Annotated in this window: 11 protein-coding genes and 1 pseudogene; 7 read left to right on the top strand and 5 right to left on the bottom strand. The window is 67.7% G+C overall.

The window, feature by feature from the left end; all coding sequences use genetic code 11:
• The first annotated feature begins 26 nt into the window (after nt 1–26).
• Complete coding sequence (galE, locus tag H9L16_RS06300; RefSeq protein WP_187553685.1) at nt 27–1,052, top strand: UDP-glucose 4-epimerase GalE; 1,026 nt, start codon at nt 27–29, stop codon at nt 1,050–1,052.
• On the opposite strand, the gene H9L16_RS06295 is transcribed toward galE, so the two are convergent.
• From H9L16_RS06295 to def, 5 genes and pseudogenes are all read right to left on the bottom strand, one after another.
• Complete coding sequence (locus H9L16_RS06295; RefSeq protein ID WP_223158178.1) at nt 1,013–2,152, bottom strand: glycosyltransferase; 1,140 nt, start codon at nt 2,150–2,152, stop codon at nt 1,013–1,015. The genes galE and H9L16_RS06295 overlap by 40 nt on opposite strands.
• Complete coding sequence (locus H9L16_RS06290; RefSeq protein WP_187553684.1) at nt 2,113–3,765, bottom strand: ArnT family glycosyltransferase; 1,653 nt, start codon at nt 3,763–3,765, stop codon at nt 2,113–2,115. Before H9L16_RS06290 ends, H9L16_RS06295 begins: the two co-directional genes overlap by 40 nt.
• 23 nt (nt 3,766–3,788) lie before the next feature.
• Nucleotides 3,789–5,072, bottom strand: coding sequence for a 16S rRNA (cytosine(967)-C(5))-methyltransferase RsmB (gene rsmB / locus H9L16_RS06285; protein WP_187553683.1), 1,284 nt, complete (start codon nt 5,070–5,072; stop codon nt 3,789–3,791).
• A complete protein-coding gene (gene fmt / locus H9L16_RS06280; RefSeq protein WP_187553682.1) occupies nt 5,069–5,986 on the bottom strand; it encodes a methionyl-tRNA formyltransferase in 918 nt (305 codons plus the stop codon). The genes rsmB and fmt overlap by 4 nt, the downstream gene beginning before the upstream one ends.
• 53 nt (nt 5,987–6,039) lie before the next feature.
• Nucleotides 6,040–6,548 (bottom strand): annotated as a pseudogene (def, locus tag H9L16_RS06275) (peptide deformylase).
• A gap of 221 nt (nt 6,549–6,769) precedes the next feature.
• Between def and H9L16_RS06270 the strand changes: the two are divergent.
• The 6 genes from H9L16_RS06270 to tsaC all read left to right on the top strand — a co-directional run bounded on the left by H9L16_RS06270 (nt 6,770) and on the right by tsaC (nt 13,721).
• The gene (locus tag H9L16_RS06270) at nt 6,770–7,897 is read left to right on the top strand and encodes a LysM peptidoglycan-binding domain-containing protein (protein WP_229796642.1); all 1,128 of its coding nucleotides are present in this window, start codon (nt 6,770–6,772) and stop codon (nt 7,895–7,897) included.
• A gap of 87 nt (nt 7,898–7,984) precedes the next feature.
• Nucleotides 7,985–9,115 (top strand): DNA-processing protein DprA, encoded by a 1,131-nt coding sequence (gene dprA, locus H9L16_RS06265; protein WP_187553680.1) that lies wholly within the window; start codon nt 7,985–7,987, stop codon nt 9,113–9,115.
• 38 nt (nt 9,116–9,153) lie between these two features.
• A complete protein-coding gene (locus H9L16_RS06260; protein WP_187553679.1) occupies nt 9,154–9,642 on the top strand; it encodes a DUF494 family protein in 489 nt (162 codons plus the stop codon).
• Nucleotides 9,639–10,361, top strand: a complete 723-nt coding sequence (locus H9L16_RS06255) for an RDD family protein (RefSeq protein WP_187553678.1) — start codon at nt 9,639–9,641, stop codon at nt 10,359–10,361. Before H9L16_RS06260 ends, H9L16_RS06255 begins: the two co-directional genes overlap by 4 nt.
• A gap of 178 nt (nt 10,362–10,539) precedes the next feature.
• Nucleotides 10,540–13,110: a DNA topoisomerase I gene (locus H9L16_RS06250; RefSeq protein WP_187553677.1), complete on the top strand. Its 2,571-nt coding sequence runs from the start codon at nt 10,540–10,542 to the stop codon at nt 13,108–13,110.
• Between the two features lie 50 nt (nt 13,111–13,160).
• Entirely contained in the window at nt 13,161–13,721 is a 561-nt protein-coding gene (gene tsaC, locus H9L16_RS06245) for an L-threonylcarbamoyladenylate synthase type 1 TsaC (protein ID WP_425507237.1), read from the top strand.
• Nucleotides 13,722–13,824: the final 103 nt, after the last annotated feature.

The following is a 13,824-nucleotide window of genomic DNA, read 5'->3' as shown; positions in this document are numbered from 1 at the left end:
CACCCGAGATCGCGCGTCGATTCCCCATGACAGACACCATCCTGGTCACCGGCGGTGCCGGCTACATCGGTTCGCAGATGGTCAAGGCATTGCGCCAGGCCGGCTACCGCCCGGTGGTGCTGGACGACCTCAGCAGCGGCCATCGCAACGCGGTGCGCGGCGAGGAACTGCATGTGGGCGATGTGGGCGATGCCGCGTTCGTCGATCGCGTGCTGGCCGAGGTGCAGCCCGCGGCGGTGATGCATTTCGCCAGCTTCATCCAGGTCGGCGAATCGGTGGCCGATCCCGGCAAGTACTTCCGCAACAACGTCACCGCCACCCAGACATTGCTCGACGCGATGCGTGCGCGCGGCATCCTGCGCTTCATCTTCTCGTCCACCGCGGCGATCTTCGGCGATCCGCAGTATGTGCCGATCGACGAGGCCCACCCGAAGTCGCCGATCAATCCGTACGGGCGCAGCAAATGGTTCGTCGAGCAACTGCTGGAAGACTACGACCACGCCTACGGCCTGAAGTCGGTCTGCCTGCGCTACTTCAACGCCGCCGGCGCCGATCCGGACAACGAGATCGGCGAACGCCACGATCCGGAAACCCACCTGGTGCCGCTGATCCTGCAGGTCGCGTCCGGCCGCCGCCCGCACATCGGCGTGTACGGCGACGACTACCCGACCGCGGACGGCACCTGCGTGCGCGACTACGTGCACGTGGCCGACCTCTGCGATGCCCACCTGCTGGCCCTGCGCCAGTTGCTGGGCGGCGCCGGCAGCGCGCGCTACAACCTGGGCAACGGCAACGGGTTCTCGGTGCGCGAGGTCATCGACACCGCGCGCCGGATCACCGGCCACCCGATCCCGGTGGTGATGGAGCCGCGCCGCGCCGGCGATCCGCCGTCGCTGGTGGCCGATGCCGCGGCCGCGCGCGCCGCGCTTGGGTGGACGCCGCGATACGCGGATCTGCACACCATCATCGGCCACGCCTGGGCCTGCGAGCAGCGGATCGCGGCCGAGCTGGATCACGCGCGCCCCGCCAGCGACACGAACAGATCCTCGTAACGCTGGTTCATCAACTCGCGACCGTGGCGTTGCAGGGCAACTTCACGCGCGGTCGCCGCCATCCGCGCGGCGCGCTCCGGATCGCGCAGGACGCGCTCCAGTGCATCGGCCATCGCGACCGGATCCGATTCCGCCACAAGCAAGCCATCGACGCCGTCTTCCAGCACTTCGCGCACGCCGGGCACTGCGCTGCCGACCACCGCACAACCGGCAGCCATGCCTTCCAAGAGGGCCAGCGGCATGCCTTCGTGATGGGTACCGAGCACCGCCAGCTGATGCGTCATCAGCAGTTCGGGCACGTTGCGGACCACGCCAAGAAACTGCACCTGGGCAGCGATGCCGATCTCATCGGCCAATCGTTCCAGCGGCCTGCGATGCAGGTCCTTGCCACCACCCGCAAACAGCAGCGGCGGCGACAGGCCACGTTCGCGCAACAGGGCGAGCGCGCGCAGCACCGTGGCGTGGTCTTTCTGCTTCGAGAAGCGCGCGACCATGACGATGCCGGGGATGCGCTGCGCAAACGGATGCGCATCGGCGTTTGCAAACGGTTCGAGGCGCACGCCGTTCGGGATCGCGATCGTGCGCTCGGCCGGCATGCCCATCGCCAGCAATGCCTGGCGCACGCCCTCCGAACAACCGACGATGCGGTCGGTGCGCTTCGCCAGCCAGCGCGTTTGCGCACGCCGCCATGCGCTGTAGCGCTCGCGCGTGTTGTGCTCCACATGCACCAGGTGCGGCACCTTCGCCAACAAACCCGCGTAGCGACCCCACAGGTGTTCGCTGAAACCATGCGCGGCCAGCACGTCGGGCTGGAAGCGCCGGCACACGCTCACCAGCGCGGCGATGGTCGCCGCATGCGACCAGCCCGCGACCAGTTCCAACGGCACCCCGGCAGCACGCAGTTCTTCGATGCGCGCCGGATCCGCGTGGCGCTTCCGGCGCAACACCAGCAGCGGCTCGATCGCATCGCTTTCGCGCGCGGCATTGACCAGTTGCACGGCCACCTGGGTCGCGCCGCCGGAAAAACCACCGGTGACGAAATGCAGCACGCGCACCGGCGTCATCGGCAGGCCCGAGTCGCGGCGGCGGGCAGCAACCACCAGCGTCGGCGGTTGGCATTGCCCATGTCGCGCGCGCGCGCCGTGTCCACGCAGGCTGGTAGTGCGCTGCCCTCGACCAGCAGCCAGCGTGGCGAAGCCGACGCCTGCCGCTGCCAGGCCAGCGCATCGACGAACTGGAGTTTCGGGTCACGCTTGAAACCGAAATCCGCGGCCGGGCGATCGGCCATCAGCAATTGCTGCTCGCGCCAGCCGACCAGGCCGAGTTGCGCTTCGGGCCCAAGCGCTGCGCCTACGTCTCGCATCAATCCGCGCGAGGACGAACCGTCGTTCAACAGCGGCGCGCCGACCAGCGAATACAGCACCCACAGCGTGGCCAGCATCGCCACCAGCGCGGTCTGCGCGCGGCGGCGGCCGAACCACAGCAGCGCACCGAGCCCTGCGGCACCCGACGCCACGAACATCGCTGCAAGACCATGCGCGACCGCGGCATCGCGGCCGTCCATGAACTTGCGCTCGAAGCCGGGCTCGCCGAACAGCATCGCCAGCCCCGCGCCCAGCAGTGCCAGCGAGAAAAGCGCGACGAACCCCGCCAGCAGGCGCTGCGCACTCGGCTTGCGGAGGATTCCGGGCAGAAGCGGCGCCAGCGCCAGGCACAGCATCGGCAACGCCGGCAGGATGTACATGTCGCGCTTCCCCGACGGGATGCTGAAGAACACGAACACCAGCAGCACCCACGCCAGCGGCAGGAGGTAGCGCGCATCACGACGCTGCAACCGTCGACGCCACGCCGGAATCGCCCACGGCAACGCCAACATGGTCGGCAACCAGGCGGTCAGCGCGACCTCGATGAAATACCAGGCCGGCTGGCCGTGGTGCCAGGAATCGGCATAGCGGGTCAGCGTCTGTCGCAGCAGGATGTCGTCGACGTAGGCGGCGTAGGCATCGCCACCCTTGCCAAGCGCGGCCAGCAACATCGGCACCAGCCATACCCCGCAGGCAGCGAGGAAGGCCAGCGGGCCGAGCCAGAATCTGGCATCGCGTGCATGCAGGCGCACACCCGGCCAACCACGCAGCGCCGCGAACGCCATCGGCAGCAGCATGAACAGCGCGATCACGCCTACGCCCTTGCTGATCGTGCCCAGTCCGGCCGCCGCCCAGCCCAGCGCCCACAGTCGCCAGTCGGGCCCGCGCAACGCATGCCGCAACAGGCCGTAGCAGGACAGGGTGATCCAGAACACCACCAGCGGATCGATCTGCGCCTTCTTCGCCTGCCAGGTGAACTGGATCGTGAGCAGCACGGCCCAGCCTGCATACACGCCGATGCGCCGCGTCCACAGTCGCGTGCCGAGGTCGATGACGCACCACAGCGTGCCCAGCGCGGCGAGCAGGGACGGCAGCAGGAAGGCGATGCGCAGGTTGCCGGTCAGCCACAACCCACTCGCCTGCAACCACATGAACAACGGCGGCTTGTCCGAATACAGCTCGCTGCCGCGATGCGGGAACAGCCAGTCGCCGCTTTCGACCATCTGCTTCGCCACCAGCGCGAAGCGCGGTTCGTCCGCCGGCCACGGATCGCGCAGCCCCAGCCCGGCACCGAGGATCAGCAGGGCGAACAGCCAGAACAGCCAGGTCTCGCGACGGGTTTGGGTCATCGCGGAATCATAGCGACGCGCGGTTACGACTTCCTCAGCCGCGCGTAGAAGAAGCCGTCCATGCCCTCTTCGCCGGGAAGTCGCTGGTGGCCGAAGCCGGTGTCGCGGCCGAAGGCTGCATCCAGCGGTTCCAGCACGGCGGCCGGCGTGCGTGCCAGCAAGGACTCGACCTGCGCCGCGTTTTCCGCACGCAGGATCGAACAGGTGGCGTACAGCAGCGTGCCACCCGATGCCAGCAACGGCCACGCGGCGTCCAGCAGCTTCGCCTGGGTCTCGACCAGCGCGTCGATGTCGGCCTCGCGCCGGTGCAGCAGGATGTCCGGCTGCCGGCGCACGATGCCGGTCGCACTGCACGGCGCATCGACCAGGATCGCGTCGTAGGCAACGCCATCCCACCACGCTTCCGGTCGCAGGGCGTCCGCGGTGCGCGCGTCGATGGCGAGTCCGAGCCGCGCAAAGGTCTCCTGCATGCGTCGCACCCGCCGCGCATCCACGTCGAGCGCGGTGATGCGCAACGACGGATCGCGCTCGGCCAGGTGCGCGGCCTTGCCCCCGGGTGCGGCGCAGGCATCCAGCACGCGTGCGCCGGGTGGCGGTGCGAGTGCATCGGCCACCACCTGTGCGGCAGCGTCCTGCACCGATGCCGCGCCGGTATCGAAGCCCGGCAATGCGTGCACCGGCAACGCCGTGTCCAAGCGCAATGCATCGGCCAGTGCGGGCAGCGTCTGCGCAGCGATACCGGCCTCTTGCAGGCGCTCGGCATAGGCATCGCGCGACTGCAGGCGACGATTCACCCGCAGCCACATCGGCGCTTCCTGCGCACTGGCGGCGAAGATCGCCTGGTCCTGTCCGGGCCAGTCGTCGCGAATGCGCCGTGCCAGCCAGGCCGGCCACGCCGCCTCGTTGCCGGCCTGCGGCAGGCCTTCGCGCTGGGCGCGGCGCAGCACGGCATTGACCAGGCCGGCCTGGTGCGGGCGACCCAGCGCGCGCGCGGCGTCCACGCTGGCCGCCACCGCCGCATGCGCAGGCAGGCCGATTTCCAGTTGGGCGAAACCCGCATGCAGCAGCGCGCGCAGTTCGTGGTCGCGTGCTTCCAGCGGCTTGGCCACCCATTGCGCGAGCGCCGCATCGAAACGCGCGCGTTGGCGCAACGCGCACATCACGATGGCTTCCACCAGCGCACGGTCGCGCGGATCCTCCAGCGCGGGCAAGGCCGCGGCCAGGGTCGCCTTCAAGGAACGACCACGATGGAGGACCACGTCGAGGACGCGGGCGGCACTGACCCGGGCGTTGACCCCTGCGCTCATGCGGCGGGATTGCGACGTGCGTTCAGGTAATCCGCCGCAGTGATCGCCTTGCCGCCATCCCGCTGCAGCACGCGGATCCGCAACACGCCGCTGCCGCAGGCGATGTCGATGCCGTCGCGGCCACTGCGCAGGACTCGGCCGGGTTCTGCGCCATGCGCTTCATCCAGGGCGACCGCCCCGTGGATGCGCACCCGCTCGCCCAGGAGCATCGCCTCGGCCATCGGCCACGGATTGAAGGCACGGACCTTGTTCGCCAGCGTGGTCGCCGGCAGCGACCAGTCCAGTCGCGCTTCGGCCTTGTCGAGCTTGCGGGCGTAGGTCGCGCCATCCTCCGGCTGCGGATGCGGCGGCAACTGGATCGTGGCGCGCAACAGGCCCAGCGCATCGCCGAGTACGCGCGCGCCAAGTTCGGACAGGCGGTCGTGCAGTTGCCCGCCGGTCTCGGTGGGGCCGATGTCGAGCGCCTGCGCCAGCAACACCGGGCCGGTGTCCAGGCCTTTCTCCATCTGCATCAGGCAGACCCCGCTGCGGGTGTCGCCGGCTTCGATCGCGCGCTGGATCGGCGCGGCACCACGCCAGCGCGGCAGCAGCGAGGCATGCACGTTCCAGCAGCCATGCACCGGGATGTCGAGCACCGACTGCGGCAGCAGCAGGCCATACGCCACCACCACCATCACGTCCGGCTGCAGGGCGCGCAGTTCGGCCTTCGATGCGACGCTGCGGAAGTTCTCGGGTTGGTGGACCGGGATGCCGCGCTTGATCGCTTCCAGCTTGACCGGCGACGGCTGCAGGCCACGACCACGCCCGGCCGGCCGATCCGGCTGGGTGTAGGCGGCCACGACCTCGCCCAGATTGGCGCAGGCACGCAGGCAGGGCACGGCGAATTCCGGCGTGCCGGCGAAGACGATCTTCAAACGCGGTTCTCCAAACGTGGACGGCGACGTGGCGACAGCCGATCCGATGCGGGTCAGGCGGCGCGGCGCGCCTTGGCCAGCTTCTTGCGCACCATCTCCCGCTTCAGCGGGCTGAGGTAATCGACGAACAGCTTGCCGTCGAGGTGGTCCATCTCGTGCTGGATGCACACCGCGAGCACGCCGTCGGCCTCCAGGGTGAACGGCACGCCATGGCGGTCGAGGGCATCGACGGTGATCACATCGCTGCGGGTCACGTCCGCATAGATGCCGGGCACCGACAGGCAGCCTTCCTGGTACACCTGCTCGCCCTGACGGGCACCGATCACCGGATTGACGAACACCAGCGGCCGGCTTTTGTCCTCGGTCACGTCAATCACCATGAAGCGCTTGTGCACGTCCACCTGGCTGGCCGCAAGGCCGATGCCGGGGCGTCGTACATGGTTTCGAACATGTCGTCGAACAACCGCTGGAAAGCGGGTTCGGCCAGTTCGGCAGGGGCCACCGCGACTGCCTTGGTACGCAGGCGCGGATCCGGAAATTCGAGGATGGGGAGCAGGGCCATGGCAGTGCGTCCGGGACGTCATCGTCCGTATTTGCGACAGTCTTCGCGATTGTACCCGCCCCGGACTGAGCCGGCGCTTGCCAGCGCAGGCGGTTTGTGGACTATAGTGAGTCGGCTTCAGGGGGTTTTTTACCAAGGGAAGCGGGGAGATGGCCGTCATGCTTGAACGTGTTTCTAAGACGTTGCGTCCTGTCGTGCCTCGTGCACGCGGCGTACGCACGATGTTTGCCGTCGCCTTGCTGACGGTGGCGAGTTTCGCTGCCGCGGTGGAGTTGCGCGGCGACCATCCCGACACCTACGTGGTGAAGCGTGGCGACACGCTCTGGGATATCGCCGGTCGTTTCCTGCAGCGGCCGTGGTTGTGGCCGGAGATCTGGCAGGCCAACCCGCAGGTCAAGAACCCGCACCTGATCTATCCCGGCGACGTGCTCAGCCTGGCCTATCTGGACCGCGTCGCGGTGCAGCCCGGCCAGCGCGCGGAAGGCCCGGTCAATGCGGTCAACCTGTCCGAGATCGAGCCCTTCCTGAAGGACCTGCGGATCGTCGACAGCATCGACGGCCTGCCCTATGTGGTTGGGCTTGAAGACGATCGCCTGCGCAGCACGCGTGGCCAGGTCGCCTACATCAAGGGACTGGAAGGCATTCCGGCGGGTCAACGCTACCTGGTGGTTCGCGCGGAGAAGCGCTACCGCTTCGTCGAGCGCGCCGGCCTGTGCTGCGACCTGTTCCAGAGCGAGGATCTCGATGCGCGCGGCGACACCTTCCGCGGCACCGGCGAGTTCTGGACCAACGCAGTCTTCCCGAGCAAGAACACCGAGATGCTCGGCTACGAGTTGATCACCCAGACCACCGGTACGGTGACCCGCGGTGAAGTGGCCGGGATCCAGGCCTCGACCCTGCTGCTCGACGCAGAGGGCCGTGACGTCCGCGTCGGCGATCGCCTTGTGCCCGTCGAGGCGCAGCCATACGACCTGCAGTTCTTCCCGCATCCGCCGAAGGAACAGCAGAAGTACGGCCGCCTGACGGTGATGTCGGTGGCGGACAAGTACCGCACCGGCGGCCCGCGCGACGTGATCGCGATCTCCGGCGGTGCCCGTGAGGGCATCGACAACGGCACCGTGTTCTCGATGTGGCGGCGCGGCAGCTCCACGGTGGACAACGTCAGGGACGGACTGGACAAGGACGAGTCGCTGACCCTGTTCGAGTCCAAGGTGCGCCTGCCGGACGAGTTCGCCGGCCATGCGATGGTGTTCCGTACCTTCAACAACGTCAGCTACGCGCTGGTGATGAGCAGCGTCAAACCGACCCAGATCGGCTACGAGCTGAAGCATCCTGACGCGCCGTACTGATTGCGGCTTGAGGTAGCGGGGTTTTCCGACCCCAGCACGCGACGGCGCCCCAGGGCGCCGTCGTCGTTTGCGGCGGATGCTGGCGGCATGCCGATCACGCCCGAACATGCGTCCCTGCTCCGCCTGCTGCTCAGCGGTGCCCAGGCCAGCGCGCTGCGCCGCCTGCTGGACACCCACGGCAGCGCCGAGGATGCCTACCGAGCAGGCCAGCGCGACTGGACCAGCCATGGCCTGGACAGCCAAGCGTGCAAGGCGATTCGCGCGCCCGATCCGGCAGCACTTGCCCGTGGCGAGCACTGGCTGGATACCGCCAACCATCATCTTCTGGGCTGGCGCGACGACGCCTATCCGCCGCTGCTCCGGCGAATCGCCTCGCCGCCGGCGATGCTGTTCCTGGCCGGCGATCCCGGGCTGCTGTGGCGGCCGTCGGTGGCGGTGGTGGGCAGCCGGGCGGCAACCGCCGGCGGCTGCGCCAATGCCGCCCTGTTCGCCCGCGCCCTCGCCCAGGCCGGCTTGTGCGTGGCCAGCGGACTGGCTGCCGGGATCGACGCGGCTGCGCACGAAGCCGCGCTCGACGTGGCCGGCCCGACCGTGGCGGTCCTGGGCACCGGGCCCGACATCGCCTACCCGGTGCGCCATCGCCCATTGCTGGATCGGCTCACCAGCGCCGGTGCGGCGATCAGCGAGCACTCGCCCGGCACCGGGCCGCTGCGCCAGCACTTCCCCAGCCGCAACCGGATCCTGGCAGGCCTGAGTCTGGGCACGCTGGTGGTGGAAGCCGCGGAGAAATCCGGCGCACTGATTACTGCACGACTGGCAGCGGACATGGGCCGCGAGGTCTTCGCCATTCCCGGTTCGATCCACAACCCGATGGCCCGCGGCTGCCACCGCTTGCTGCGCGAAGGTGCCCAGTTGGTGGAATCGCCCGCCGAGGTGCTGGACGCGCTAGCACCGCTGGTGGTCGATCTCGCTCGGGCCTTGCGCGGACAGCTGGAGCCGCTGCCGGAGACTCCTCCAGCACCTGCGCCGACATCACCCGAAAGCGACGGCGACTACAACCGCTTGTGGCAAGCGATCGGCCACGACCCAACCGGTATGGATGACCTGGTGGCGCGCACTGGATTGACGGCTGCCACCCTGTCCTCCATGCTGCTGGCGCTGGAGCTCGACGGGCGGATCGCGGCGGAACACGGACGCTACGCCCGGATCGGGTCCTGACAGCGGTTCAACGCGCCCGAGGGCGCAGGCCGGGGGACATGAAAGAAAGCATCCTGGATGTCCTGCTGTACCTCTTCGAGCACTATTTCGCCAACGACGCGATCCTGACCGGCGACGACTTCACCGCGCTGGACAGTCCGCTGGTCAGCGAGCTGACCGAAGCCGGGTTCTCCGGCGCCGAGATCCGCAACGCCTTCGACTGGCTCGACACCTTGGCACGCCAACGGCCCACTACTGGCCAGCAGAGGGTGAACGGGCCGACCCGGATCTTCCACGGCAGCGAACTCGACAAGCTGGATGTCGAATCCCGCGGCTTCCTGCTGTTCCTGGAGCAGAACGGCGTGCTCGACGCCGGCCAGCGCGAACTCGTGCTGGACCGGGCGATGGCGCTGGACCAGGACGAACTGGACCTCGACGACCTCAAGTGGGTGGTGCTGATGGTGCTGTTCAACCAGCCGGGGTCGGAAGCGGCTTACGCCTGGATGGAAACGCAGATGTTCCTCGACGAACCGGAGCCGGTGCATTGAACACGATCGAAACGTCACCGGCCGAAGGCCAGGATTCGCTGTACGCCCCGCCGACCGCCGTCGTCGAGGACGTGGGCGATGGCTTCCGCGCCGGCGAGAAGGTGGTCTATGCCGGCTTCTGGCGGCGCACGGCGGCACTCTTCATCGACTCGATGCTGGTCGGCATCGCCTACTACGCGATCGTCATCGTCGGGATGCTGGTGATCGGGATCGGCAGCTTGGGCGCGCTGGAGAACCTCGACTCGCTGGGCGGCGGTGCGATCGGCGGCTTCATCGCCGTGATCTACCTCGCCTACCCGCTCGTGAGCGGGCTGTATTACGTGGGCATGGAGTCCTCGGGCACGCAGGCCACCCTGGGCAAGATGGCGGTGGGGATCAAGGTCACCGACAGCGATGGCCACCGCCTGAGCCGTGGCCGGGCGCTGGGTCGCTGGGCCTCGCACCTGCTCTGCTACCTCACCCTCTACATCGGCTACATCATGGCCGGCCTGACCGAGCGCAAGCGCGGCCTGCACGACATGGTCGCGAGTACGCTGGTGGTGGATCGCTGGGCCTTCACCCATGACCCGGGGCGCCAGCAGAAGGGACTGGGCACGGTCGCGATCATCGTCCTGATCCTGGGTGCCCTGCTGATCGTGGCCTACATCGCGATCATGCTGGCGATTGCCATACCGGCCTACCAGACCTACATCGAGCGCGCCGCCGCTGCGGGGAGTTGAAACGGCTCCGGCCAGGGCTGCTCCTGCTGCCGGCCGGCAGCAAATGCTTGACACAGCCCCCGGCCCGTGAGTCCACTGTAAAGAGATGAATCGAACGCCCGGGGCCAACCACCCCGGGCGTTGGCTTCTGCGGCGGAGAGTCACACCGCCTTCACCGACCCACCGGAAGCTGCGCCGCATGCCCAAGAACCTGCTCGTCGTCGAATCGCCCGCCAAGGCCAAGACGATCAACAAATACCTCGGCAAGGACTTCACCGTCCTGGCCAGCTACGGGCACGTGCGCGACCTGGTGCCGAAGGAAGGCGCGGTCGATCCCGAGCAGGGCTTCGCGATGCGCTACGACCTGATCGAGAAAAACGAGAAACACGTCGAGGCGATCGCCAAGGCCGCCAAGGGTGCCGACAACCTGTTCCTGGCAACCGACCCGGACCGCGAGGGCGAGGCGATCAGCTGGCACATCGCCGAAATCCTCCGCGAGCGCGGGCTGGTCGGCGACAAGCCGCTGCAGCGTGTCGTATTCACCGAAATCACTCCGCGCGCGATCAAGGAAGCGATGCAGCACCCGCGGGCGATCGCCACCGACCTGGTGGATGCGCAGCAGGCGCGGCGCGCCCTGGACTACCTGGTCGGCTTCAACCTGTCGCCGGTGCTGTGGCGCAAGGTCCAGCGCGGGCTGTCCGCCGGCCGCGTGCAGTCGCCGGCATTGCGCATGATCGTGGAGCGCGAGGAAGAGATCGAAGCATTCAAGGCCAACGAATACTGGTCGATCGAGGCCGAAGTCGCGCATCCGTCGCAGGGCTTTACCGCACGGCTGTCCAAGCTCGACGGCAACAAGTTCGTCAGCGACACCAAGAACCTCGAGTTCAGCCTCACCAACGGCGAGGATGCCGAAGCCGCGCGCAAGCGCATCCAGCAGGCGGCAGGCGGTTCGCTGCACGTCACCGACGTCACCAGCAAGGAGCGCAAGCGCCGTCCGTCGCCGCCGTTCACCACCTCGACCCTGCAGCAGGAAGGCGCGCGCAAGCTCGGCTTCACCACCCGCAAGACCATGCAGGTGGCGCAGAAGCTGTATGAAGGCGTGGCGATCGGCGAGGAAGGCACGGTCGGCCTGATCAGCTACATGCGTACCGACTCGGTGAGCCTGTCGCAGGATGCGCTGGTCGAGATCCGCGACGTGATCGCGCGGGATTTCGGCACCGATGCCCTGCCCGACCAGCCGATCGTCTACAAGACCAAGTCCAAGAACGCCCAGGAAGCGCATGAGGCGGTGCGCCCGACCTCGGCGCTGCGCACGCCCGCGCAAGTGGGCAGGTTCCTGAGCGACGACGAGCGCAAGCTGTACGAGTTGATCTGGAAGCGCACGGTCGCCAGCCAGATGATCCCGGCTACCCTCAACACGGTGACCGTGGAACTGGCCGCCGGTGCCGAGCACAGCTTCCGCGCCAGCGGCACCACCGTGGTGGTGTCCGGGTTCCTCGCCGTGTACGAGGAAGGCAAGGACAGCAAGGCCAGCGACGACGACGATGAAGGCCGCAAGCTGCCGTTGATGAAGCCCGGCGACACCATCCCGCTCGAGCGCATCCACGCCGACCAGCATTTCACCCAGCCGCCGCCGCGCTTCACCGAAGCCTCGCTGGTCAAGGCGCTGGAGGAATACGGCATCGGCCGCCCATCGACCTATGCCTCGATCATCCAGACCCTGCTGTTCCGCAAGTACGCGGAAATGGAAGGTCGCGCCTTCCGGCCCAGCGATGTCGGCCGCGCAGTGAGCAATTTCCTGAGCTCGCATTTCACCCGCTATGTCGATTACGACTTCACCGCCAAGCTCGAGGACGAACTCGACGCGGTGGCCGCCGGCGAGGAGGACTGGATCCCGCTGATGGAGAAGTTCTGGGGCCCGTTCAAGCAACTGGTCGACGAGAAATCCGAATCGGTGGACCGTACCGAAGCCACTGGCGCGCGCGAACTCGGCACCGACCCGAAATCCGGCAAGCCGATCAGCGTGCGCCTGGGCCGCTACGGCCCGTACGCGCAGATCGGCGACAAGGACACCGACGAGAAGCTCGAATTCGCCTCGCTGCGCCCCGGCCAGTCGATGCACACGATCTCGATCGAGGACGCGCTCGAACTGTTCAAGCTGCCGCGCAAGCTCGGCCAGGACAAGGACGAGGAGGTCAGCGTCGGCATCGGTCGCTTCGGCCCGTTCGCCAAGCGCGGCAGCGTGTATGCCTCGCTGAAGAAGGAAGACGATCCGTACACCATCGATCTCGCCCGCGCGGTGTTCCTCATCGAGGAGAAGGAAGAGATCGCGCGCAACCGCATCATCAAGGAATGGGCGGAGAGCGAGATCCAGGTGCTCAACGGTCGCTTCGGCCCGTATCTCAGCGACGGCAAGTTCAACGGCAAGATCCCGAAGGATCGCGAGCCGGCCTCGCTGACCCTCGAGGAAGCGCAGCAGTTCATGGCGGAAACCGGCAAGCCGGCGCGCAAGGGTTTCGGCGCCAAGAAGGCGGCGAAGAAAGTCGTCGCCAAGAAGGTGCCTGCCGAGAAGAAGCCGGCCGCCGCCAAGAAAGCGGTGAAGAAGGCCACGAAGAAGACTGCGAAGAAAGCGACGAAAAAAGTTGCAGCGAAGAAGGCTTACGTCAGCCCGCATCCGGAACCGGCCAAGCCGCTGCTGACCGCGAGCAAGGTCGAACCGGGCAAGAAACGCATCATCAAGAAGGCGACGCGGGAAGAAGCGCCGTTCTGATTGCCTTGGCTTGTCATCCCGGCGAAGGCCGGGATGACGAGCATTAACGCGTGATCGCAATGTTTGACCTCGAAACCGCCATCGCCGCCCTGCGCAACCGCGGCGTCATCGCCTACCCCACCGAAGGCGTGTGGGGCCTGGGCTGCGATCCGCGCGATGAAGCCGCCACCCTGCGCCTGCTCGCGCTGAAGCAACGCGAGGTCGGCAAGGGCCTGATCCTGATCGCCGCCAGCGAGGCGCAGCTCGCGCCCTTCGTCGCCATGGACGCATTGGCACCCGATCAACGCGATGCCGTGCGCGCCAGCTGGCCGGGCCCGAACACCTGGATCGTGCCGGCCTCCGCGGATGCGCCGGCGTGGATCACCGGCGACCACGACGGCATCGCGGTGCGAGTGAGTGCACATCCAATCGTCGTCGCGCTCTGCGACGGCTTCGGGGGTGCCGTGGTCTCCACCAGCGCCAACATCGCGACCCTGCCGTCGCCGCGCGCACGGTCCGAACTCGATCCGCGCATCGTGTCCGGGGTAGACCAGATCGCCCCCGGCGAAACCGGCGGACTGCTGCAGGCCACCCCGATCCGCGACGCCCGCGATGGCCGCAGCCTGCGCTGAGGCGTCCCGCCGAATGTCGCGTAAGTAGTTTCTGCGGCAACGAAATTTTCTGCGGAAACTCGGTTGTCGCAGCGCACAAAATGTGTTCTATTCGGATGAAGCG

Source organism: Thermomonas carbonis (assembly GCF_014396975.1).
Lineage (GTDB): Bacteria > Pseudomonadota > Gammaproteobacteria > Xanthomonadales > Xanthomonadaceae > Thermomonas > Thermomonas carbonis.
Note: the sequence above shows the minus strand (reverse complement) of the source record. Positions and strands in the feature narration are given on the sequence as shown.

Bases quoted from the DNA above. Each gene is read 5' to 3' on its own strand.
- galE (WP_187553685.1), top strand. From the start codon at position 27: ATGACAGACACCATCCTGGTCACCGGCGGTGCCGGCTACATCGGTTCG.
- H9L16_RS06290 (WP_187553684.1), bottom strand. From the start codon at position 3,765: ATGACCCAAACCCGTCGCGAGACCTGGCTGTTCTGGCTGTTCGCCCTG.
- rsmB (WP_187553683.1), bottom strand. From the start codon at position 5,072: ATGAGCGCAGGGGTCAACGCCCGGGTCAGTGCCGCCCGCGTCCTCGAC.
- H9L16_RS06270 (WP_229796642.1), top strand. From the start codon at position 6,770: ATGTTTGCCGTCGCCTTGCTGACGGTGGCGAGTTTCGCTGCCGCGGTG.
- dprA (WP_187553680.1), top strand. From the start codon at position 7,985: ATGCCGATCACGCCCGAACATGCGTCCCTGCTCCGCCTGCTGCTCAGC.
- H9L16_RS06260 (WP_187553679.1), top strand. From the start codon at position 9,154: ATGAAAGAAAGCATCCTGGATGTCCTGCTGTACCTCTTCGAGCACTAT.
- H9L16_RS06250 (WP_187553677.1), top strand. From the start codon at position 10,540: ATGCCCAAGAACCTGCTCGTCGTCGAATCGCCCGCCAAGGCCAAGACG.